24 protein-coding genes and 1 other RNA gene are annotated in these 23,977 nt (G+C 40.0%); 7 read left to right on the top strand and 18 right to left on the bottom strand.

Going from position 1 to position 23,977, the window contains the following annotated elements:
* Positions 1-2 precede the first annotated feature (2 nt).
* Positions 3-3,287: a LysM peptidoglycan-binding domain-containing protein gene (locus BLV99_RS02415; RefSeq protein WP_092687338.1), complete on the bottom strand. Its 3,285-nt coding sequence runs from the start codon at positions 3,285-3,287 to the stop codon at positions 3-5.
* A 217-nt stretch (positions 3,288-3,504) separates the two neighbouring features.
* On the opposite strand from BLV99_RS02415, the gene dnaQ reads away from it, so the two are divergent.
* The 3 genes from dnaQ to nudC all read left to right on the top strand — a co-directional run bounded on the left by dnaQ (position 3,505) and on the right by nudC (position 7,479).
* Positions 3,505-4,938, top strand: a complete 1,434-nt coding sequence (gene dnaQ, locus BLV99_RS02420; protein ID WP_092687341.1) for a DNA polymerase III subunit epsilon — start codon at positions 3,505-3,507, stop codon at positions 4,936-4,938.
* 124 nt (positions 4,939-5,062) lie between these two features.
* A complete protein-coding gene (locus BLV99_RS02425; protein ID WP_086183595.1) occupies positions 5,063-6,706 on the top strand; it encodes a chemotaxis protein in 1,644 nt (547 codons plus the stop codon).
* Complete coding sequence (gene nudC, locus BLV99_RS02430) at positions 6,706-7,479, top strand: NAD(+) diphosphatase (protein ID WP_092687344.1); 774 nt, start codon at positions 6,706-6,708, stop codon at positions 7,477-7,479. The genes BLV99_RS02425 and nudC overlap by 1 nt, the downstream gene beginning before the upstream one ends.
* Before the next feature lies 1 nt (position 7,480).
* On the opposite strand, the gene BLV99_RS02435 is transcribed toward nudC, so the two are convergent.
* From BLV99_RS02435 to BLV99_RS02450, 4 genes are all read right to left on the bottom strand, one after another.
* Entirely contained in the window at positions 7,481-8,368 is an 888-nt protein-coding gene (locus BLV99_RS02435; protein ID WP_086183597.1) for an alpha/beta hydrolase, read from the bottom strand.
* Positions 8,358-9,041 carry a BON domain-containing protein gene (locus BLV99_RS02440; protein WP_086183598.1) on the bottom strand — a complete coding sequence of 228 codons (684 nt, stop codon included), beginning with the start codon at positions 9,039-9,041 and terminating at the stop codon, positions 8,358-8,360. The genes BLV99_RS02435 and BLV99_RS02440 overlap by 11 nt, the downstream gene beginning before the upstream one ends.
* Positions 9,042-9,106: 65 nt before the next feature.
* Positions 9,107-9,538, bottom strand: coding sequence for a YraN family protein (locus tag BLV99_RS02445; RefSeq protein WP_086164236.1), 432 nt, complete (start codon positions 9,536-9,538; stop codon positions 9,107-9,109).
* Positions 9,538-10,473: a penicillin-binding protein activator gene (locus tag BLV99_RS02450; protein ID WP_092687347.1), complete on the bottom strand. Its 936-nt coding sequence runs from the start codon at positions 10,471-10,473 to the stop codon at positions 9,538-9,540. The genes BLV99_RS02445 and BLV99_RS02450 overlap by 1 nt, the downstream gene beginning before the upstream one ends.
* Positions 10,474-10,485: 12 nt before the next feature.
* Here BLV99_RS02450 and rsmI point away from each other — a divergent pair, with 12 nt between their 5' ends.
* Positions 10,486-11,325, top strand: a complete 840-nt coding sequence (rsmI, locus tag BLV99_RS02455; RefSeq protein ID WP_086164238.1) for a 16S rRNA (cytidine(1402)-2'-O)-methyltransferase — start codon at positions 10,486-10,488, stop codon at positions 11,323-11,325.
* An 80-nt stretch (positions 11,326-11,405) separates the two neighbouring features.
* Here the strand turns inward: rsmI and BLV99_RS02460 are convergent, their stop codons facing one another.
* From BLV99_RS02460 to BLV99_RS02485, 6 genes are all read right to left on the bottom strand, one after another.
* Entirely contained in the window at positions 11,406-11,657 is a 252-nt protein-coding gene (locus tag BLV99_RS02460) for a hypothetical protein (RefSeq protein ID WP_086164239.1), read from the bottom strand.
* Between the two features lie 177 nt (positions 11,658-11,834).
* A complete protein-coding gene (locus BLV99_RS02465; protein ID WP_092687350.1) occupies positions 11,835-13,076 on the bottom strand; it encodes an FAD-dependent monooxygenase in 1,242 nt (413 codons plus the stop codon).
* The gene (ubiH, locus tag BLV99_RS02470; RefSeq protein ID WP_092687353.1) at positions 13,073-14,281 is read right to left on the bottom strand and encodes a 2-octaprenyl-6-methoxyphenyl hydroxylase; all 1,209 of its coding nucleotides are present in this window, start codon (positions 14,279-14,281) and stop codon (positions 13,073-13,075) included. The genes BLV99_RS02465 and ubiH overlap by 4 nt, the downstream gene beginning before the upstream one ends.
* Positions 14,282-14,354: 73 nt before the next feature.
* Entirely contained in the window at positions 14,355-14,816 is a 462-nt protein-coding gene (locus tag BLV99_RS02475; RefSeq protein ID WP_092687356.1) for a hypothetical protein, read from the bottom strand.
* 85 nt (positions 14,817-14,901) lie between these two features.
* A complete protein-coding gene (gene pepP / locus BLV99_RS02480; RefSeq protein WP_167356292.1) occupies positions 14,902-16,224 on the bottom strand; it encodes a Xaa-Pro aminopeptidase in 1,323 nt (440 codons plus the stop codon).
* Positions 16,225-16,303: 79 nt separating this feature from the next.
* Positions 16,304-16,936, bottom strand: a complete 633-nt coding sequence (locus BLV99_RS02485; protein WP_092687362.1) for a UPF0149 family protein — start codon at positions 16,934-16,936, stop codon at positions 16,304-16,306.
* Positions 16,937-17,000: 64 nt separating this feature from the next.
* On the opposite strand from BLV99_RS02485, the gene BLV99_RS02490 reads away from it, so the two are divergent.
* The 3 genes from BLV99_RS02490 (at position 17,001) to ssrS (ending at position 18,124) form a co-directional block, all read left to right on the top strand.
* The gene (locus tag BLV99_RS02490) at positions 17,001-17,552 is read left to right on the top strand and encodes a hypothetical protein (RefSeq protein ID WP_086164245.1); all 552 of its coding nucleotides are present in this window, start codon (positions 17,001-17,003) and stop codon (positions 17,550-17,552) included.
* 2 nt (positions 17,553-17,554) lie between these two features.
* Positions 17,555-17,839: a cell division protein ZapA gene (locus tag BLV99_RS02495; RefSeq protein WP_092687365.1), complete on the top strand. Its 285-nt coding sequence runs from the start codon at positions 17,555-17,557 to the stop codon at positions 17,837-17,839.
* A gap of 100 nt (positions 17,840-17,939) precedes the next feature.
* A non-coding RNA gene (ssrS, locus tag BLV99_RS02500) (6S RNA) lies at positions 17,940-18,124 on the top strand.
* A 489-nt stretch (positions 18,125-18,613) separates the two neighbouring features.
* Here the strand turns inward: ssrS and BLV99_RS02505 are convergent.
* The 7 genes from BLV99_RS02505 to BLV99_RS02530 form a co-directional block, all read right to left on the bottom strand.
* The gene (locus BLV99_RS02505) at positions 18,614-19,345 is read right to left on the bottom strand and encodes a 4'-phosphopantetheinyl transferase family protein (RefSeq protein ID WP_092687368.1); all 732 of its coding nucleotides are present in this window, start codon (positions 19,343-19,345) and stop codon (positions 18,614-18,616) included.
* Between the two features lie 73 nt (positions 19,346-19,418).
* Complete coding sequence (gene elbB, locus BLV99_RS02510) at positions 19,419-20,081, bottom strand: isoprenoid biosynthesis glyoxalase ElbB (protein WP_092687371.1); 663 nt, start codon at positions 20,079-20,081, stop codon at positions 19,419-19,421.
* A gap of 93 nt (positions 20,082-20,174) precedes the next feature.
* Positions 20,175-20,981, bottom strand: coding sequence for an AraC family transcriptional regulator (locus BLV99_RS02515; RefSeq protein WP_092687374.1), 807 nt, complete (start codon positions 20,979-20,981; stop codon positions 20,175-20,177).
* A gap of 963 nt (positions 20,982-21,944) precedes the next feature.
* Entirely contained in the window at positions 21,945-22,487 is a 543-nt protein-coding gene (locus BLV99_RS02520; protein ID WP_092687377.1) for a YbhB/YbcL family Raf kinase inhibitor-like protein, read from the bottom strand.
* Between the two features lie 62 nt (positions 22,488-22,549).
* Positions 22,550-22,726 carry a transposase gene (locus tag BLV99_RS18005; RefSeq protein WP_342028086.1) on the bottom strand — a complete coding sequence of 59 codons (177 nt, stop codon included), beginning with the start codon at positions 22,724-22,726 and terminating at the stop codon, positions 22,550-22,552.
* A 136-nt stretch (positions 22,727-22,862) separates the two neighbouring features.
* Complete coding sequence (locus BLV99_RS02525; protein WP_092687380.1) at positions 22,863-23,558, bottom strand: LrgB family protein; 696 nt, start codon at positions 23,556-23,558, stop codon at positions 22,863-22,865.
* On the bottom strand, positions 23,555-23,938 hold the full coding sequence (locus tag BLV99_RS02530) for a CidA/LrgA family protein (RefSeq protein ID WP_092687383.1): 384 nt from the start codon (positions 23,936-23,938) through the stop codon (positions 23,555-23,557). The genes BLV99_RS02525 and BLV99_RS02530 overlap by 4 nt, the downstream gene beginning before the upstream one ends.
* Positions 23,939-23,977: the final 39 nt, after the last annotated feature.

Here is a 23,977-nt window from a genome sequence, read left to right on the forward strand (position 1 = left end):
TTTTATAAGTTTGGAACTTTAATCACTTCACCAATACGCAATTGAGTATTCGTTTGAATATCATTCATTTCAGCGAGTTTTCCAGTATCCACGCCATAACGGTTTGCCAAACCAATCAAGGTATCACCGCGTTTAATTTTATAGTCAGCCACTGTTTTAGGAACCACAATCTGTTGACCTACCCGTAAACTTGCACGGGCATTTAAATCATTTAGCGCAGCCAATTCAGCCACCGACACTCCAGACCGACTCGCAATGGCATTTAAAGACTCACCGGGTTTTACCGTATAGGCTTCAGTATTGCGCGATGGTTTCGCGGCTTTGCTGTTTGGTGCATCCACCTTTATTTCAGGCTTTGGCAGATCACCTTCAATTTTTAAGCGTTGCCCGACCCGTACATTTGAAGTACGCGACAAACCATTTAAAGTCGCCAAATAATCCAACTGTAAGTGATATTTTTTCGCAATGCTGCTGAGTGTTTCACCCGATTTCACCACATGGGTATCACTCTGTTTTTCAGTACTCTGCTTTTCTGCACTGGCTTTTTCAATTTTTGCTTCGATCTTACTTACGACAGGTTCTTCACCGCTCAGTTTTAAACGCTGTCCCACACGTAGTCCCGTATTACGATTAATACCATTGATATTAGCAATATAGTCCATGCCTAAATTATATTTCGCAGAAATGGCAGATAAACTATCACCCGATTGCACCGTGTAACTCTCGGGAACCGTTGAACCCGCAGGAATTTTAATAGTTTGCCCGACTTGTAAACCACGGCTATTAGAAAGTTTATTAAGCTGTGCCAGTTCAGTTAAAGACATTTTTGATTGTGCTGCAATGCTATACAAAGTATCGCCACGTTGTACCTGATAATTTTCAGTTTTATACGATGGTTCTACAATTGCTGCATCCACTTTAACAGGGGTGGATTTTTCTTCCGGTTTACTGTCTACCTTGGTATCTACTTCCTGTAATGGAACATTAATTTTTTGTCCCACCATTAAATGACTGCCCGAAGTTAAACCCGTGGTTAAGTCTGCCAATTCTTGATTAGACAAAGCATAACGGTCTGCAATCAGTTTTAAGTATTCACCGCGTTTAACCACATACGGCTTGGTCTTTACTTTAGAAACTGGGCTTGCACTGCTTACCTTATTTTCTGTTTTATTCGAATTTGCCGAAGCGGTTTCTTTTAATGCTAATTTCTGCCCAACACGCACGCCACTGTTTACAGCTAAATCATTGTAATCCGCCAGTTGTTTGACCGACAGACCAAATTGGCTCGCAATGCCCGTTAAGCTATCATTGGCTTGCACCACATAGGTTTCAGGTGCTGCTTTGGTCTTAGGCGGTGTAGATGATTCTGTATTTTGTGGCTTCGCATCGTATAAATAAATACTGGTTCCGACATAGAGCGGTGAACTTGGGTCAATCTGATTCCACTTCGCCACATCAAGCCAATTCAAACCATTTTTCATGGCAATCACTGCCAGCGTATCCCCCGGAAGCACCGTATAGGTACTGCGCTTGCCTTTAGGCGGCACGACAACAATTTCTGAATCCGTCTTCACGTAATTTTTACCTTGGTTACGTTTGGCTTCGTCAGAATCCGCTTTGGTATTTTCAGCTACGCCTTTTGGATACGAGAATCCTTTGGTTAATTCCTTCCCTTGTTGCTCGGCAACTGACTGACTGGTTTGAATCGCGGTTAATTTGATTTTACCGTCAAAAGGATCAGTAATTTCTGTACCTTGCGGTGCGATTGCTTTAATTTCTTCGACCACTTTGTCTTGCTCAGCTTTACTGGCGACGGGCTGAAGCACTTGCTCTACGGTTTTATTTTCACCTTCAGCTTTGACTGCCGCCAAAATCTGTTCACGCTCACGTGCAGATAACGGTGGCTCAACGCTTACAAGTTTAACATTGGCAACTTGAGTGACCGCAACAGGAATACGTGGTGCACTTGGGATATCACTATTTGCAGCAAAAGATGCCAATGCTGCCGAACCTTGAGGGGTAGATATCCGTTTAGTTGAGCTTTGTGTTGCCACCACAGGACTCACAGGTTTCACTGTGGTCGCGGCGACAGGCTGAGATGCTTTGGTTGTATTGGTCACTAATATCGGTGGTGCTGTTTTTACCGGATTAATCACTTGCGTATTCAGTTCAGGCGGATTACTTCTTTCTGGGGTAAAGGGCTGTGCTGCACTTGCCCATAAACTGCCCGAACTTGATTGTAATTTTTTGAGTTTTGTATCAATTGATGGACTTAAATCGGCAGGAATAATAATGCGCATTGGGCTTTCACTATCAATACGATCACCACGATGCCCCGGATTTAACTGATAGAGCTCTGCACGGCTTAAACCCGTAATCGCAGCAACCTCATTTAAACTTACTGCCCCAATCGCGACTTCCCTAAAATGCGGACGATTGGCAATCGGTGGCAATGACACACCATAAGCATTTGGATTTTTAATAATTTGAGCCACAGCCAAGAAACGCGGTACATAGTTCATAGTTTCTTGCGGCAGTTTCAGTGACCAATAATCGGTTGGTAAACCTGCGGCTTTATTACGATTGATCGCTTGTTGGATACGACCGGGACCTGCATTGTATGCGGCTAAAGCCAGCTCCCATGAACCAAACTGGTTATACAGCCCACCTAAAAACTCATACGCCGCACGGGTTGATTCAACCACATCTCGACGACCATCGTATAAACTGGTTTGTTTTAAACCATAAATACGTCCCGTACTGGGAATAAACTGCCACATCCCTGCGGCGGCTGCACTACTGGTCGCAGCGGGATCATACGAACTTTCAATAATCGGTAACAAAGCCAGTTCTGTTGGCAAACCGCGACGTTCAGCTTCTTTCACCGTGTGATAAAGATAGCGCGAAGCACGTGCGCTCAAACGATCTAAATATGGTTGACGCGAAATAAACCAACCACGTTGCGCCTCAATACGAGAGTCCCAATGCGTTTGATCCATTTTAAAACCAACAGTCATACGCTTCCAAACGTCACCGTGTTTTAAAATTAACAGACGATCACCCTCTACTGCACGCATATCGGTTGCAGAAAGTAAATCTTCTAAAGAATCCAAGCTATTGGCATCTAGATATCCAGAACCCACCAATTTTGATTTTGATCCTTGCGTTGCATTTTGGCTTGAGGAACAGCCCGTCAAACCTAAAGCAGCTAAGGCTGAACCCAATACAGTAATTTTTAAAAACTGAGGTAATGAAGGCTGATACAAAATCGCGGTTGGTTTATACATAAAGGAATCCAAACAACTCGTATAAAATTTATTTTTTAGATATGCCATTGTAGTGAAGCATGTCGTAGACACAAGGCTGTAATTTAGCGCTATTTCAGTATAAATGTTACAAGAAATTAAAAATTAACCATGTTATACGGTTCTAAACTGCAATTGCGTTATACAATATACCACTCGCTTTGTTTAATTTGACTCTCACTTGTTCGGATTTGGTTATATGACTCAAACAATTACACTCTATGTCGATGGCGCTTGCCGCGGCAATCCTGGTTTAGGCGGTTGGGGTGCATATGTCATTACTGAATCTAAAGAACACAAACTTTATGGTGGCGAACCACACACCACCAACAATCGTATGGAATTAATGGCGGCAATTGAAGGGATTAAATTTTGCCCTACCGATGCCAAATTGATTATCTGGACCGATTCGAACTACGTCAAACAAGGCATTACCGAGTGGATTCACGGCTGGAAAAAGAAAAACTGGAAAGATGTTAAAAATCCAGATCTTTGGAAATTACTGGATGCAACCTGCCAAGGTCGTGAAATTGAGTGGCACTGGATTAAAGGTCATGCAGGACATGCAGGTAATGAAATGGCAGATCAATTGGCAAATTTAGGGGCAGACCAAACCCTTGAGTCAATGAAAAATCCATCTGCAAATGCAAATCAAACACCCACAGTCGTTGTCGATATGGATAAAAAAAAAGATGAAAAAGATTGGTTGTTAGATGACCCTTTTGGTTTTGATTTAATGGATTCTGACCCACAAGATGACGATGAAATTTTAGAAAATGATGATCAAATTACAGAACATTTAACAGTAGAAATTGCTCAGACTGAAACGGTGCAAGACTATATTATGCCGCAACAAGAAATTTTATCGAGTACTGCCACACCTTCTGCATCAGCGCATCCACACATTGTTATTACCCCTCGAAGCAAAGAAGTATTTGGCCCACGCCAACTGATTTTAGATACAGAAACCACAGGTTTTTATTTCCAAGATACGGATCGTATTATTGAGGTCGGTGCGATTGAAATGGTGAACCGTAAACTTACGGGCAGCTCCATTCATATTTATATCAACCCGAAAAAACCTGTGGGCGACTCTGAAAATATTCATGGTATTTCAGATGCCTTCTTGCAAGACAAACCTGAGTATGCAGAAATTGCAGAGGTACTTTTTAATTACTTAAAAGGTGCTGAAATTATTGCCCATAACGCCACCTTCGATATGAACTTCCTGAACATGGAGTTTAAACGCGCAGGTTTTGTTGCCCTCTCTGAAGTCTGTTCCGTCACCGACACCTTGGCTATGGCGAAAAATAAGCATCCGGGGCAAAAAAACTCCCTTGATGCTTTAGTGCGCCGTTATGAAGTTCCACAACGAGACCGTACTTTCCATGGTGCGTTACTCGATGCGGAAATTTTATCTGATGTTTATCTTGCCATGACGGGTGGTCAAGTCTCCTTCGATATGGATAGCTTGACTGAAAGTGAACAACAAGAAGCACAAACCGCACGCCAGCAAAGTGTACAGGTTGATCTACCAATCATTTATCCTTCAGCACAAGAACTTGACGAACATGAGACATGGATCAAACAATTTGAAGAAAAACATGGAATAGCCTGTCTTTTTGCAAAATAAAATCTACATTTCTAGTGTTTTTTGTATTTAAACGTTTAGCAGTTAAGTTATAGTTAAACGTAAAGAAGTTTCGCCTTAATTGGCTGCTCATAAACAGATAAAACCCTAGGAAAGGTGCAGATACATGTCTTACCAAACCTCTATTCATTTTGACCCAACTGCATTGCTGATAATAAAAAATGAGGTTGATAACTCAATTAAATTAGTTGAATCAGCGGTGAGTACTTTAGCAGAAGACCAAAGTTTACCTTTTGGTATTGATGATGCGCTCAATCAATTTGAGCAATGTGCTCAAGTCTTGGCGCTGATTGACATGCAAAGTTTGGCTAAAATTGCACAATATTCAGCTGAATTAATGCGTAAAATTATGGGGAATCCTGCGCAAATTAACACGCAAGAGGTGATTGCTTTAAGTGAAGGCACCACCATGTTGAAGCGCTATATCGAATTTATTTGCTTACGCGAAGTTAAAATCCCACAATTCCTACTCGACACCCTCAATCGTTTGGAAATTGTCTTGGGTAAACCAATTACCCATGAAGGTCAGCATATCGAGTCGCTACTTGACTGCATCACCCCAGATTTTCAACTGCCTCAAGCACCTACATTAGAAAAATCTAAATATGTGCATCGCTTGTATAAATTATCTTTGAACAAGATGATTAAACAAGATGAAACTGAATTTGATCTTCAAGCCATTAAATTAGTCGGTGCATATTTAGCAGGTCTTGCTGAAAATACACCAAGTAAACAATATTGGAATTTGGTGCATGTCGCGTTTAATCAGATGGATCATTTGCTGCTCAATGACCCACGTTTACGCACCTTAGTCAGCATTGAAAGAAATATGGCCCAATATTTCAATGCACCTGATCGTTTCAAACCAAGTTTGTCCGATTTAGCCAATATTTTAAGTTTGTGTATTAGCCAAGAAGATGATGCTGCACAGCATATTCGTAACCAATTAAACATTGGTGACGACCATCTTACAGATACGCAATTACAAGTCTTCAGCCGTCATTTATATGGCCCTGATTTTGATACCATGCATACGATTAGTGAACTTGTGACCAGTGAAATGGCACAAATTCGTAACGACATCGAATATAACTATCAAAACATGACCGCAGAGAAAACTTCAGAATTACAACAGAAATTAAACAATCTGGCTAATATTTTCAAAGTGTTAAATCTCAATGAAGCCTTCAATGATTTATCGCGCCAAGCCAGTTTGCTTAACGATGCAGAGGTGCTAAAAGATGAAGGTTTTGCACAACAATTGATGAATTGTATTTTATCTGCAATGAATTCAATTGGGGTTTTAGAGCGTCATCACACTTCAAGCCGTTTACAGCTTCGTGTTAACAATATGAATATTTCGTTAGATCGTTTAGACGAAGCACATGAAGCTTTACTCAATGAAGCGAAGATGCTGGTTGATCTGTCTAGTCAAACCTTAATGCAATATGCACAAGACAATAATCTTACGATAGTAGAAAGTATTCCGACCCAATTACGTGAAATTGGTGGTGCATTACTGTTCTTAAATGCTGAAGCAGGTCAAACGGCATTAAGAACTGCGGCTGATTTTATCCAACAGCAAATTGAAACGTCAGGATTGATCAACCCTGAACACATCAATTATACGCTCGACACTTTAGCCAGTGCCGATATGATGATTGACAATTTAAAATACAAACAGCCTGTATTACAGTCGATGTTTAATGTAGCATTGCAAAGTAGCGAAAAACTGAAAACTGTTGCCTAATGTCTGAACTATCACTTGCTTATATTTTTCATCAACATCAACTTTTAGTGGATGAAAACTTTCAACTTCCTCGAGTTGAAAGTTTAGCAAGTGATCTTTACTTTCACGCAGGCGATCAAGTGATTGCCCGTGATTTACGTGAAGATGAAGCTATTCCTCAAGGTTTACAGTTGGTTCCCATCCGTCAATTATTGACGCTTTGGGATACCCAGCAATTTGAATATGCCAGTCGTGCAATTCAACTCTTAGAATGGCGTAGAAACCATAAATTTTGCAGTCATTGTGGGCATCAAACAGAAGCACATCCGACTGAACATGCCATGATTTGCCCTGCATGCCGCTATCATCAATATCCCCGTGTCCAACCTTGCGTTATCATTGTAATTACACGCGGTGATGATGAAATTCTGCTGGCAAAAAATGCAAAAAATACAACCGATATGTACGGTCTCATAGCAGGTTTTGTCGAAGTTGGGGAAACTTTGGAAGAGGCTGTACGCCGTGAAACCTTCGAGGAAATTGGATTAAAATTAAAAAATGTCCAATATCTTGCCAGCCAACCTTGGCCTTTCCCAAGCAATCTCATGCTCGCTTTTCGTGCTGAATATGCTTCTGGAGTAATCAAACTTCAAGAAGAAGAAATTAGCGATGCGCAATTTTTTAAATTTGATCAACTGCCTGAAATTCCATTTAAAGGCAGCATTGCATACGCGATGATCAAGCACGTCATTGAAGGTCACCCTGTGGCAGATGACACTCGTGAATGGTTATAAATTAAGGTTTTAGCGCTTCCTCTAAAACCGCCAAAATTTGTTTTTTGGTTTGGAAATAACGGCTAAACAAACTCGAAACCGATCCCATAATGGAAACATGCCCCGTACCAGAGATGGTAATCATTTGGCTATGATTGCCCTTTTCCTGCAAAATACGATGAAAATCTTCTGAATTATTACGACCGACCACTTGATCATTCGATGCTAAAAACAGGTAATGCTTAACTTCATTGGTTTCAACAAAATAATACGGCATGACATTTTGATAGGGTACGTTCTGATCAAATGCGTCTGCACATAAGGGATCATCTTTATAATCAAAATGATAAGGTCCCGATAAACCAATAATCACGCGAATTTGAGAACGACATTGCAAAGCATAAGGCTTCGGATGATAAATGGCCGACATCACATTAAAGGCACCCGCTGAATGCCCCATCAAGACTATTTTTTCAGTGCGAATCTTTAATTTCGTTTGATGCTGCGTCAGATAATTTAATGCCAAATTCAAGTCATCAATATAACTCGGAAAAACATATTTCGGTGCCAGATGATAATTAATGACGACAACATCATAGCCTTCTTTCGCAAAGGCTTCACCGACAAAGCGATAGTCTTTTTTGTCCCCATGCAACCATGCCCCGCCATGTACAAACACAATTAAAGGGCGTTGCTCACGTGCGACTTCGGCAGAAAAAATATCTAAGCGCTGTCGTGCTTTTAGACCATAAGCAATATTTTTATTCAGCGTATAACCCTTTCGAGGAGTTAAACGATTCAAGACATAACTACCAAAATCGTAAAGGCGGAACTCTTTATACAGCGTTCTCGCCAATTCTACTTTTTGATGCAACGTTTTTGTGATGACCCGAGTAACATTATTGAGCATTCGTAGGCTCTGCTTGATCTGGATCGATTGCTACAGGTGTTTGTTCAACAGGTTGGGCATTGACAACTGGACTACTAAAGCTTGAAGTCACTGCACGTGATTGTTCAACATTATCAATCAAGGTAATAATTTTAGTAACATTACCCACTTGCTGAAGCACTTGATTAAGATCATTAATCTCTGCCTGATTTAAACGCCCCATCACGTACAGAATCCCATCTTCGGTATGGATACGCACTTTACTATCAGAGACCACTACAGCTTTCATAATCAGACCACGTGTATTTGCCGTCACTGTGGTATCTTGCATAATGCTGCTATAACCAATTTGATCGCCAACGGTAAGGTAATTATGTACCGTTTTAACATCCGTCATCGCACGTAAATTATCTTCCGCCAATTGCTTTAAATGCGCATCTGGCACTTGTCCTGTAAGCAGGACATTACCGTGAAAACTTTCAATATTTACACGAGATTGTTTAAAGCGTGAATCTAATTTATATAAATTAATTTTAGCAGTACGTTCTATAGAAGAATCAATAAATACCTGTCCAAGTGAACGAGCACCACTTTCTGTTCCAACTGGCGCTGACCCTGTACCACTTGATATAAAGCTCGCACAACCAGATAAACTTGCTACACACAGTAACGTCATTGCAATACGATTAAACACTCAGCAAGACTCCTAATCATCCATTTAAATTCTATTTTATTGCAATATTTATACTCTAATTTTGTTCAAAGATTAATAAACTCTTGATCAAAAGTAAAAGCATTTTCTATCCATTGCTGATCATAAGGGCATTTAGAAAAATCTTGCTGTATCTTTTTTGCAAATTGTTGGAAAAAATCAAAACAAATCACATCAAAACGGCAATAAAATTCTTGGAATTGCGGCTGTGCATTTAAAAAGCACAGTGCTGATTTCATAATCTTCTTTTGCTTTGAGGATGAAATCGTTTCACATGATTGTGCATATTGCGTCACTGAGCGTGCCTTGACCTCCACAAAAATCAATTCTTGATCCTTTTGTACAATCAGATCAATTTCCCCATAGCGGCAATGATAATTCGCAACAATCAAGGTAAAACCCTGCGCTTGTAATAACTTTAAAGCCTGCTGCTCTGCCCACTGCCCCAAGTTTAATGGGCTAGATATCGTCTCTAACATTACAACACCTTCAAACCTTTTTGAGTATTTTCATAACAATGTGGTACACGATGAATTTGATGATCACTCAGTTGAATCAGTCCTGTACGTCCCTGAAACTCAAGATTTCTCAAATGAGGCGCTTGTAAATACTGCTGACTGATCTGCCAAGCATCGCCACCAAATGCTAATAATCGCTGATAGGACATCGCAACAGGGTTCTGTTGATAGGCATGTATCAGATCGGGCCAGACACGGCTATATAAAGCGGGTGCATCACAAAATTTCACGCCCTGAGGTATGGTTTGATCTTGTTCAATGGCATTGGCCAATACATAAATGTGCTGCGTGGGCAGTTTAATCAGGCTGTTTATCCATTCATGCTGACCAAGCAATAATAAACCCTGCTGCTTGGTCAGCTTTTGGGGCACTTCTTCCACAATGCGAATAGCATGCTGCGTCTGCCCCATTAACGACATCAAAAAAAGTTCACTTTCAGCTTCCGATCCTTTTTGACGCAAAACATAGAGCTGTTTAATTTTATCTTGCTCGAACACTTGATTCAGTGCATCCGCATCTTGTTTTTTCGACAAACTAAATTGCCACACATTTTCCGCTTGGTTGCTGACATCGTTTAAAGCCAAAATACGCAGTTTCAAGTTCGCCTGCATTACAATATCCACCTCGCTGCGCGCTAAAGGCCCAACAATCATTTGCGTGCTTTTGCTCACATGGCGTTTTAACAGTTGCGCCATAGATTTCTGATCTGAGTTTACAAATTTAATCGAGGTTTTCATGCCCGATGCTTGATAAGCACTCATAAAGCCCTGTTTGATACTCAATCCAGCTCGCGCCATAGGCCCCGATTCAGGTAAAATGACCAATACTTCGGCTTGTGCATAATTAAAAATGCCAAACAGGATAAAACCTATCAAATTCTTTTTATTATTCAACATTGGAAAAACCTTATGAGTGCTCAGTTATTTGTTGTAGCGACCCCAATTGGGCACTTAGATGACATTACTTATCGTGCTATTGATGTTTTAAAGTCAGTGAGTATTATCGCGGCAGAAGATACACGTACTTCTGCTCAATTATTAAAGCACCATAATATATCAACTCCACTCACTGCTTGTCATGAGCATAATGAAAGTAACAAAATTGATATTTTGATCCAAAGATTGCTGAACGGCGAAAACATGGCATTGATTAGTGATGCGGGTACACCGCTCATTAGTGATCCGGGTTTTAAATTGGTGCGTGCCGCACAAGACAATAATATCCGTGTTGTTCCTGTACCCGGTGCCTGCGCTGCAATTGCCGCACTTAGTTCGGTGGGTTTACCTAGCGACCGTTTTAGTTTTCAAGGCTTCTTGCCTTCGCGTCAATCTCAACGCCTGATTCAGTTAGAAAAGCTCAAAGATGAAACACAAACTTTAATTTTTTATGAAGCACCACACCGTATTTTAGAGTCAGTTAAAGATATGGCAGATGTTTTTGGGGCAGACCGCCCTGTGGGTTTTGCTCGTGAAATTACTAAAACCTTTGAAACCATTAAAAAAATGACCTTGGCAGATTTAATTCAATTGATTGAATCGGATCGTAACCAGCAAAAAGGCGAAATTGTTTTAGTCATTGGTGGTGCAACGCAAGAGAAAGATTTAGAACAAGAAAAACTAGATCAGTTATTAACGCGTTTATTGCAAGATTTATCGGTCAAAGCGGCTTCGCAACTGGCAGCGGACTTGACTGGCATTAAAAAGAAAGTGGCGTATCAACGTGCGTTGGAACTCACCAATAAAGATTAAAGAATTAGTTCATCAAAACTAAAAAAGCATCACCGAAGTGATGCTTTTTTATATCTCTGACAACATGGAGCAAAAAAAGATTAGTCTTTTGCAGATTCGTCCGCAGGAACTTCCGTAATGCGTCCACCACGTGCCAGAAAGGCTGCAACTTCATCTTCCAATGCCTGACGTTGCTTCAATTTTGCTGTCACAGTCAATGTTTCAGCTTCTGCCATATCACCATCAGTTGCACTGTTTTCACTGCTGTCAGATGCACCTTTTTCAGCCGCTTTGGCTTCATCATCATCTACTGCTGTTTCTTCTACGTCATCGTAGTCATTCATATCCGTCATCTTTATTTCTCCCCACAAATGACTTCTCTTGATCCAATTTAAATTGGATGCGAATTAGGAAGAAATTTAGCAATCTCTGAGCATTTCGCATAGAGTTAAATATCAAAAATTCGTATCTTTTTTAATCAAAAAAGTAAACTTATATGAATATTTGTACAAAAAGCAGCATTTTCAAAATTAAACGGCATACATGGTCTGTTTTAAAACCTGCAATCCATTGGCTTGAGACAAAAAGGCATCTTTTAAAATCGCATGCTGTTCCACTTGTTTTAAGCCCAAATTTCGCGCCCATACCACTGGAAAAAGCGATGTCGTTTCCAACCACCCCAGTGCAGACATACTGTGCATCATGGCATCATTTTGTCCTTTACGGCGGTGCTCATAGCGCTGTAGGGTTTGCTCGTGTGCCCATACACCACGCTTTTGATCATGCAGCAACACATCGCATAAAATAGCGGCATCTAAGCAACCAATATTCACCCCTTGCCCTGCTAAAGGATGAATCACATGTGCAGCATCACCAATTAACGCTAAGCCTGCTTTGACATACTGCTGTGCTGCCCGTGCTTTCAGTGGAAATTGTGCGCGTGGCGTTGCCTCTAGAACTTGACCCAACATATGATGACTTTCACGGGTGAGAAGTGCACAAAAATTTGCATCATCCAGAGCTGCGTATTCTTCTGCATAATCGTCTGGTAATGTCCAGACAATCGATTGCCAATAACCCTCTTGTTCAGGTTTTAAACTCGCCATCGGTAAAAATGCCAGTGGGCCAGTTTCAAGAAAAATTTGACGCGCCACATGCAGATGTGGCTGTGCCGTTCGGATCGCACAGGTCAAACCCGCTTGCTTATAATCCAAAACATCAATGTCGATAAAAGCTTGCTCGCGTACAAATGAATTTGCACCATCAGCACCAATCACCAATTTGGTTTTTAACTGAGAACCATCAGCAAGGTGAATATGCCAAACCCCAACGCCTTGTTCCACACGGGCAACTTTGACTTGAGTCCGATAATCTTTCACCTGTTCCAGCATTTTTTGCTGAATGGCTAAATTCAAGACGCTGGGTTCCACCATCGAACCCAAAGTCTGTTCAGCACGGGGCATGTTTTGGCTAGGTTGTCCAAAATTAATTTCACCATAGCCATTTTTATTCCACACTTGCATACCGCTATAAGGCATGTGACGTGCAAGTTTGTCCCAGACTTGGACTGTTTTGAGCAAATGAATAGTCGCTTGGCTTAAGGCCAATACACGCGGATTGGCAACGGCTAAAGTTTTAGCTTCATCCAAAATGGGAGCCGCATCTAAAACCGTTGCTTGCACGCCACCTTGAGCAAGCAGCAAGGCAGTTAAACCACCAACTAAACCACCGCCAATAATGACAACCTCTAGCACATCTAAAACGTCACTCATACTTTTAACCCCATTGCATAATTGGCAACAAGCGGTTTAATGCCCGGAATGGTATCAAAAGCCACCAAACCTGTGTTTCGGATAAATTTTAGTATCGGATTTTGATTGCTAAAGCCACGTACCACAGAATCGCAGAATTTAATCACACGTTGTTGATCAGTTAAACGCGCTTGCTCATACGCAAGTAACATACTTGGCTGACCAATATCATCCGATTGTGCGAGTTGTTCAGTCAAGTAACGCACCAATACATAAGCATCACGCATACACAGGTTAAAACCTTGCCCCGCCACTGGATGAATGGTGTGTGCTGCATTCCCCATCAGCACTACACGACCAATAGCTTGTTTTTCTGCAAGTACTTGTGACAATGGGAAGCTAAAGCGCTTACCTGTTTTTTGGAATTTACCTGCGCGGTCGCCATAGGTTTCTTGTAAAGCATCAAGGAAATGTTGGTCATTTTCATCGCCCAGCCATTCACCTTCTGTGCCTTTTTTCACTGGCCAAACTACAGAGCGACGATATTCACCCGGTAAAGGTAATAATGCCAAAGGCCCTAAATGGCTAAAGCGTTCAAAGCCAACATGCTTATGCGGTTTCGACGTTTGTACTGTGGTGACAATTGCAACTTGGTCGTAATCATGTTCGCTTGCACCAATACCGAGGGCTTTACGGCAAAATGAATCACGACCATCGGCAGCAATCACCAATTTTGCCTGTAATGACAAATGTTCTTCGCCACGTATCGCCTCAATCAATGCTTGATCGGTGTCTTGCGTCAGTGAAGTAACTTGTACGCCATCAATTAATTCAATCAGCGGCTGTTTGCGAACTTCTGTAAGAAGTACACGCCCCAGCCAAGCATTTTCAATCACCTGACCAAAACTTTCGACTTTTTCTTGTTCTGCTTTTAAACGTGCCTTACCAAAACTACCTTGTTCAGTAATATGCACCTCAAGAATTGGGGTCGCATGCGCTTGCAATGCATGCCATAAACCGAGTTCTTGATAAATTTGTACACTACGACGCGACAATGCACTATTTCGCGCATCAAAACTGGAGTGATATGGCGCAAGATTGACATCATCATAATTCGGGTACTTAATCGCCTCTAACAGCTTAACCGCAATGTTTGCCTTGGCCAACATTAACGCCAGACTTAGCCCGACCATACCACCGCCGACAATGATCACTTCTTGCTGCATGCGTATATCCTTTTTGTAGTATCTATAAGGTTTAGATACTTATAATCTTGATTGAATTTATATTACATCAAGCCTAAGAATTTTGACATTGCAATGCACGTTCCTGAGCAAGCTTGTTCTGATCTATTTCATTAACCAATTTATTCGTAAGTGGAATAACATAGATGATCAGACCAATCAGCAAAATAGTTCCACCGAGGCTCACATAGGATCGCCATGTGGCTTTAGCCCCATAAGCATAAGCTTGTAGCGACCATGTTTTTTGTTCAGGTAACGGGTACTGCTTTAAACGGATAATTTTAAAATTTTGCGGCAATTCATAGAGCTGAATGAGCAGAAATAAAATTGAAAAACCAAGGTATAAGCCCTTGTAAAAAATCTCATAGCCTTGTGGATGACATAAAAACCAATTTGTTGATTTAAACCATGGGATGATGCCAAAATATAAAATTCCAATAGGAATAAGCCAAAGGCTATACAAGACAATTTTTTTAATTTTTTCTTCTTTACTGTAAAGCGGTGCGTAATCGTTCATTGTATTTTGTTCATAGTCATTATTTTTAGAAAATTATAAAGAAAAAAGCCGACCATTCGGTCAGCTTTTTTAAATGAAATTCAACTTATTGAACTGCCATTAAAGCTTCAATTTCTTCAACCGTTTTCACGACTGCAGCAGTTAAAACACGTGGTCCATTTTTAGTCACAACCACATCATCTTCAATACGAATGCCTATGCCACGCCATTTCGCATCTACAGTTTCATCATCCGGTGCAATATAAAGACCCGGTTCAACTGTCACCGCCATGCCTTCTTCATAGGTACGCCAGTCTCCATCTTGTTTGTATGAACCGACATCATGCACGTCCATACCCAACCAGTGACCTGTACCATGCATATAGAATTGATGAAAACTTTCAGATTCAATAATCTGTTCAATATCGCCTTGCATCAAGCCCAAATCAAGTAAACCCTGCACCAAAATACGTACTGCAATACGATGTGGTTCTTTATACGAATTACCAATACGCACAGCATCAATCGCTGCAAGTTGCGCTTTTAAAACAACCTCATATAACGCTTTTTGTTCAGGACTAAATTTGCCGTTGACTGGAAAAGTACGGGTAATGTCCGAGGCATACAGTTGATATTCACAAGCCGCATCAATCAGGACTAAATCGCCATCTTTCAGTACTTTGTCATTTTCAACATAATGTAAAATACAGCCATTTGCACCACCGCCAACAATACTGTTATACGAAGGCACACAACCATTTTGACCAAAAATATAATTCAGTTCGGCTTCAAGCGCATATTCCATCATGCCCGGCTTAACCGCTTGCATAGCACGGGTATGTGCTTGAGCTGAAATAGTCGATGCGATTTGCATCAATTCAATTTCTTGTGTCGACTTATGCAAACGCATTTCATCTAAAATACGATCGAGTTGAATCACCTGTGCAGGTGCAGATGAGCCTTTACGCGATTCGCCATTGGCTTCAGCAATCCATTTGGCTACACGTGCATCAAAATCGACTTGTTGCCCCATGCGATAAAATAGTTTTTGCTTATTGAGCAATTTCTCAATAATTTCCTCATCCAGCAGATCAATGGCATAAGCTTCATCGGCATCATAATCCTCTACTGCACCATCAACTCCCGCTCGGTAACCGTGCCAGATTTCCATTTCACGGTCACGTTCGCGGCAGAACAAGCTATAGGTATAACCTTCATCTATAGACTCAAAGGTCTCAATGATTGCCACTGCTTCAGGTTCGGCAAATCCCGTCAGGTAGAAAAAGCTACTGTCCGCACGAAATTTATAATCTGCATCACGGTTACGCATAGCAACCGGACTGGTGGCAATAATCGCAATACTGTGCGGACCCATTTCTTCTGCTAGGCGGTCGCGACGTTCCTGAAAATCTGCTTGAGTCAGTTTCATCATTGAGAGGTACTTTTATCTTTTATGAGTGGAGTTGATAACTTTTACATCGCTTGTTGTTACATCACAGTCGTCTGAGTTAGCTTGGACGATGCGGTGTAAACATTTCTACAATATTGTTTGTTTCTGGTGCAGTTGTACTTTGTTTCAATTGCGGCTGAAGATTTTTCAGCAATGGTGTTTCTGCAATTTCCACTTTTTTGCGTCCCAAAGACAGACTAACAGGAATTAAACGCACAAATTCATAAAGTTCCTGATAGCTTGCTTCGCCCTCTTCGTCATCGTCAGATTCTTCAAATTCGACTGCTGCAACATCTTGAAGATGTTCAATCCATTCGACTTCATCTTGACGGATATGACCTGAAGCCAAACCAAAACCGAGTACCACCCCTGCACACCAATCTGCCAACGCTTGAACACGATCAGCGAGAACGTGTTCATCATCAGGAAGCAGTGGTAAATAGTCCAGTTCATCATCTGATAAAGCATGAGAAATATCTTCTGCTTCCTCTGCGAGCAAATTCAGAACGTGATCATCCAATGCTGGAATTTCAAGCGTTGCTAAAATTTGTTGCCATTCTTCACTTTTAGGTGCTTGAGTAACACAAACAATACCTGTAAGTAATCCATGTAACTCACTTGGGCTTGAAATCTCTTCAATTTTTGAAAAATTGTGGTGCCATTCCGACCAACCTGAAATATCGTCTTGCATTCGTTTATCCAATCTCTATACTTCGTATATATTACCTTTGTTTGCAATACTGTGCGACTACGATATGTTAGAAGAATTACAGCGTCTACAGGCGCATATTGGCGTTTTAAAAACGCGACTTACGCATTATGAAAGTGAAAATAATGCACTCAACGCGGCAAAAGAAAATTCTGCCGATCATCATCATGCCCAAATTGTGCAAAAAAACGGCATCATTACCCAGAAACAAGAAGAAATAGACAACCTTAGCGAGCAATTAAGTGATGCGCAGTCTCAATTCAAGCAATTGAATACGGATGCGACCTCACTGGCTGATCGTTATAGTCGTTTAGAAAAAAGTTGTACCGATCTTAAGAATCGTTTTCAGGAAATTCTTGCTGAACGTAATGAATTACGTGTCATCAAAGAAAAAATGCAAAATGAACAGCGTCTTGCTCAACAGGAAATTCAGGGTTTTCAGCAAGAACGTGAAAGATTGTTACAAAAAAATGAACATGCCAAAGCAAAAGTCGAAGCCATTATTCAGCGCTTGTCTATTTTAGGCACGGCTCAGGATCATCACGCGCAAGAAATTCAACAACTTGCTCACCCAACAGAAGCAAATGAGGACATTTAATCATGACTGAACAAATTGCTGTTGAGTTGCGTGTATTGGGACATACTTTTCGTTTAGCCACGACTGAAAGTGAAAAAGGTGATTTAGAGCGCGCCGCTGAATTATTAAATCAAAAATATGATGATTTTCGTCGTAAAGCCCCACGTCTTGAACCAAGTAAACTGATTATTATGGTGGCGCTAGAACTGATGCAAGAAGTACTGGCGATGAATAAGTCGTTGCAAGAGTATTCACATTGCGAGCGTTTACTCGCAACCATTTTAGAAGATGTGGATAATTTAGTTTAGTTTTTATTCAAACTGAACAAAGTATCGGCATTTGAAATGTAAGTTTACAGTTACTGCACACTGAAGATTTGCCAATGCCACATTATTCGTTATACTTACTACATCTCTGAGGTGTTCGCCAGCGGGTCAAGTTCCCCTGAGCCGATATCAACACCATTGGATTGTGTTCTGTATATTTAGAGTGTATGCCTGCCTTCGAGTAGGAAACCCAGCAAGTATGCGTCGCGTCCACCTTGAACTTTAGGGTTCAAGGGTAATGACATGCAGCGGCATCATCGGAGTGTTTTTATTTACTCTAAAAACAATAATTTATATAAAATCAATATACTAAAAATTATTTTTAAATGTGGTTTCAATTAAAATTTCGTCAGTAAAAAATACTTTTAACAGCTATTCATAATGGCTCAATATTCTTATTTGCCTTAAAACCTTCCATATCGGTTAAAAAATATAATTTCACCCGCAGTTAAGTACCTCAACGATCAAAGCCTATGATCGATGTATTCATCATGATATGAGCTTTGAAAGCATAATATTTTTTCTATCTGGCAGAACAATAACTCAACCCTGCATAAACCTTAAAATTCTGATGCCTCGTTATCCTTGCATAATGCTGACAGGAATAGAAAAAGCAGTTAAGTTTAATCAGCGCAATACGGGGGATGTGTTCCACAACTGCCCTTCTGAGTTTAATTGCATAGAAAAATACTATGGTGTACTCAAATAGAAGATAAATCGACTTTAAATTATTTTTTAGCTATGAATTAGTTACTGTTATTGAGCTACAAGCGTTAAAACGTGCTGTTTATGTATTTTTGCTGAAACCATAATCTGAGCCTCAAAATTGACTTCTCTCACATCAAATTTCATTGTGAGTGAATGCCTCAAATAGCTAAACCCAGATAGTTCAAAACGATGAAAATCAATACCATGATGAATTTGCTTAGAAAAAGCCTTGAACGCGCTTTCCTTTGCAGAAAAGATCAATGTAGCCGCTATTTCTTTACTTATTCCTTTTGCAGTCAATAAATGAAGTTCTCTTGACGAATAAACTTTGCCCTCTATCCCCGAAAGATCGGTTTTTGTCATAATCGGTTCTATGTCTATTCCCACAAAACTGACCAATCTTGAAGGAGTAACTGCACACATTGCTATACTGTTGCTATGCGTGAGTGTGCCAATCACATTTTGGGGAAATATCGGTTCTTTATGCTTACCAATATTTACTTGTTCCAAGCAAACCCTTTGGTGCATTGCAGACAGTGCTACTTTGGCTGTATAACGCCCCGCCAAAAACTCACTTTGCCTAATACTTGGATAGGACAGCAACTGATTTGGAAGCAGAATTGAGAGTTCATCAAACAAATTCACATCAAAATATTGTCGATTAAATTTACAATATGCCAAATACAGGTCAGCACATGGTTCATATAACAGTTTTTGTGTTTCTATAAACCTATTAGGAAGTGGAAGACGAATATAGCAATTCACAAAACGATTCAGCACTGTGCCATCTCAAGCTATTAAGCGAAGCCAATAAGGACAGTGATTACCCTGCCCCTATATAAAGAACAAAACCTTATTTGCTAAGGGCGACCATGCCTTTCACCAACTTAGTAATCCCTTGGAAAATATCCTTTAAATTGGCATGATCATCCATGTAGGCTGGTGTTGTAACCAAGCGATTGGTCGTATCTATAACACAATCATTGGTTTCACATACCTGATGCACAGCACCCGTTTTTTCGATTTCTGCGGCAGTTCCAGCATGGCTACCAATGGTAAGTGTAGGCTGAAGATCACCAAATGCTAGTGCCAATAATGCAGGAGAAATACATATTGCACCGATTGGTTTATGACTTGTTTTAAAATCTGTTAGAACAGCAACGACCACGGGATCTACTTCACCCTCAGCACCTTTAAAGGCAAATGTTGATAGATTCTTTGCAACGCCAAAACCGCCAGGAATAACAAGACCATCAAATTGTTCTGCTTTAAGTTCCGTAATCGGGCTAATCTCGCCCCGAGCAATTCTGCCCGCCTCTTGTAGTACATTTCTGCTCGCAGATGGATCAGGCTCACCAGTGATATGATTCACTACATGATGTTGCTGCATATCTGGTGCAAAGATACTGTATTCAATACCTTCTATATCCAATGCCAATAGCGCTAAAACAGACTCTCGAATTTCCGCTCCATCTAAATAACCACAGCCTGATAAAATAACCGCGACTTTTTTCATCTTCATTCCTTAATTTGCTTTGCAATGTGTTGCAAACAAATCATAAATGTATCTGTCGAGTCACAATACATCCGAATACGTCATAAATTATCCCTAATCAAGCATTTTTGTTTTACGAATTTCTCGTGGCGTCATACCAAAAAGAATCTTGAATTGTTCGGTAAATCTAGATTGAGATTGATAACCACATTGCTCTGCAATATTGCCAATATGAAATTGCGTGGTTTGTAACAAATGAAGCCCATGACCTAATCGGGCTCGATTGCGAATATCTTGGATATTATTGCCTTCACTTTTAAGCTTACGTCTTAATGTTGAAGCACTCATAAATAAATTAGAAGCAATCAAATCCACAGGCCAATCACAAGAAATATCATTTGAGATCATGGACTGAACCTTCTCACTTAAGCTTGGAGGCTCAACGATATTGCAAACATCCTTGTAACCAGAATGATAGATAATCTCGAGTATTTCTCTTTTTCTCAACCTCATCACTTGAGATGGTGCGATTGATGAAAACTCTATCAATTGGCAAAGTGCGCTAGCAAGCACGGGGTTTATTTCACCCTGAAAATATTTTTTATACGGCGCAGAATTTTTAGGGAGTTCAGCAAAATCTTCGTGTTCGAAATCAATCAGTACCGCAAAATACTCCTCTTGAATCGGGATATTTCGCATATCAATTCGAGGACTGTTCGATAAAAATACAAAGCTACCTGACAGACATTCTACCGATCCAGATTTACCCAATTGTTTAGTACCACTGAGTATAAAAATGAGTAATGGCTTGATAATAGGCACATTGGTAATCATCTGCTCTTTATGAGAAGAATAAACTGAAAAAGGGAAACACGACTGATTTTTAACCGCTTCTTTAGCGACTACAATAATATTATCCATAATTAAGCGTTCGGGATATCAGCTATTTATTGATCGTTATATCCTGAAACTCTACCCCTAATATTAAATTAATACTGCATAGATAAATCTAAGACTTTTAAAAACCTAAGAAATAGCTGAAAGCTAAAGCCGAATTTTTCTGATGACAACCATATCCAGAATAGCGTAAACCATTTATGAATTTAAATTTTGTATTGGACATGTGTCTAAATGCAGCTACAACCCGAACAAAATTGCTGCTAGGTTTCTAAATTGAAATATTTAGAAGCCATCTTTACCAGAACGCAGTGTATTAATGTGTTCATATAAAGAATAAGCTGCCAACTCATGATCTGTTTAGGTAATACAATCTGATTGCATCTTTATTGTTGCTCCCATTTACCGCAGTTGATTTATCCCCTAAATCAACATATTAAATGCCCAACACATCATTTTCATTACTGTATTCTAGAGCTAGGTGCAATCACCATCGGAATTTGCACCAGTATAACCAAGATTAAATTTTAAGCTATTCATTTTATGGGAATAATAAAAAATACTGTTCCCTGTAAAACCTCTTGTTATGTTGGAGAAACCGCAACTATTTGCTGTAAATGTCATTCCCACGAGTGTAAAAAAGATCATCCTATTTACGCTGCAAGCAGCTTAGCCACACTTCAAGCATGCCATAATCTTCGTCGACCATAGAGTAACTCCTCACAATTTTATCTTTATCAATAAAATGCTTACCCATAAAATCAATCACTGTGTGATAGGTATACTTGAATGTAATTGTGCTGCGATTGAACAAGTGAATAGTCACCGATTTTGTAGACACCTTTAAGTTAGATAAAATGGCTAATTAACGAGGTGTTTATGAGCAGACATGTTATTTTTCCTTCGTTTAAGAAACATGTATTGCGAATAAGATTCAACAGCCTCCTGAGCTACATGTTCAATAGCTCAAGAAGCTATTGAAATGCTTTATCTTTTATATAGAGCTTCGATCGTACTTGATGCCAACGAATGGGCTTTGACCATATAACCTGTCAATGCCCCAGATGCATCAGCAGGTAATTCCAGTTTTTTTGAAAGTGCATACACCGTGAATTGATAGCGATGTGCGCCATGACCTTGAGGCGGACACGCTCCCCCAAATCCTTTTTGACCATAATCATTGCTCACATCAATAACATCTTTATCATCGAGCTTGCCATTACCAGATGGGATTGACGTCACTTCAGCAGGGATATTCACCACTTGCCAGTGCCACCAGCCACTGCCAGTCGGTGCATCTGGATCATAAGCCATGATTGCATAAGCCTGCGTCCCAGCTGGAGCGCCACTCCATGACAACTGCGGAGATTTATTTTCGCCCGAACAACCAAAACCTTGGAATTCAAACTTATTTTTCATGAATACGCCATGCGCGATATCGGTACTTTTTAATTTGAATTCGTCAGCATGTGCGAATCCAGCGGTCAACCCGATAACAGGCAGCATGAATTTTAAAATAGACTTATACATTAAGATCTCCGTTTATGAAAAAACACGGTGATCTTAATGTTTTTGCTTCGCTCAAATTCTCTCTAACGCGCCATATTTTCGCCTAAATAAATCATATCCTGATCAAATACAAACAATTTAGCCACTGCTACATCTGATATATCCAGTCCACACATACCTGTGATATGTTTTGCAATGTCACGACAACTCATGCCGTATGCATATAGTGACATGATTTTATTATTCATTTTTTTCAACAATCTAGTCTGATTCTTTTTAACTGACTATGACTCAAACTCACCACTACAATCTTCAGGATGCTTTAAGCCCCAATAAACCACATTCTGCTTAAACAATGATTCATCACTCAAACAGTTGGCTTAAATAAAATTCAGGCTATAACAGCATTTTAATCAATGCAATCACGGGTGGCGCAAATAGAACCATAATTATGCCAGAAATAATCATCGACAAACTTGCCACGACCCCTTCCTCGGAATGACGTTGTTGCGCCCGAGCAATCCCCATTGCATGTGCAGCATTACCAAATGCAGCACCATAAGCAATCCGATGCGGATATCTCATCCACATCAAAAACAGGTCTCCAAATAACATCCCCACTAATCCTGTAATCACAGTAAAAAGTGGAATAAGACTAATAGAGCCATCAATTTTTTCAGTTAAGATTAAGGCAAATGGGATAGAAATCGAACGTGCCAATAAACTATTTTTTACGATTTGCTCAATATTAAGTAAATTTGCCAAACACCAGCTGCTTAAAATACCAATCAACATCGAAATACTGGAGGTGATAATTAAAACTTTAAAATATTTACGGATCATCGTTCTATATCTAAATACAGGAATTGCAAATGCCACAGTAATTGGCCCGAGCATTGCCACTAAGTATTGGGTATAACTGTAATAATCCTGAAAAGTACGCTGAAAAGTGAGAATGCTTAAAATACTCAATATGGGCACAATAATAATGGGAGAAAAATAAATCTTTCTTGTGTGTATAAATAATTTCTTGGCAAAGAAATAACACACAAGCGTCCATATAAAGAAAAATATTCCCCAAAGTGACATTATTTAACCTCATCCTGTTTTAATAACATCCTGACACTAAGCATTGAACTTGCCATCACCAGAAAAGTACTGATAAAAATTACGATGACGATTTTCCATCCGCTACTCATGAGTAATTGCTGATATTGAATAACCCCAACCACAGGCGGAATAAAAAATAAAAGTAATTCAGTTAACAATAGGTTAGCACCGTGTTCCACCTGCTCTAGTCGAATCCATTGCATTTCAAGCAAAAATAATAGAATGAAGAAACCCAACACGCCTGATGCAATTGGTAAATGTAAAAATTTTTGAATGCTATAAGCAAAGCCCCAAACTATCAGGATCAGAAGAATCTGTAATAACGTAACTCGCAGCTGTTTTAAACGGAATGAACTCAACATGACTTAATGATGTACTCAACTTGTACAAGTTTGCTGTTT

This window comes from Acinetobacter kyonggiensis (assembly GCF_900107285.1).
Lineage (GTDB): Bacteria > Pseudomonadota > Gammaproteobacteria > Pseudomonadales > Moraxellaceae > Acinetobacter > Acinetobacter kyonggiensis.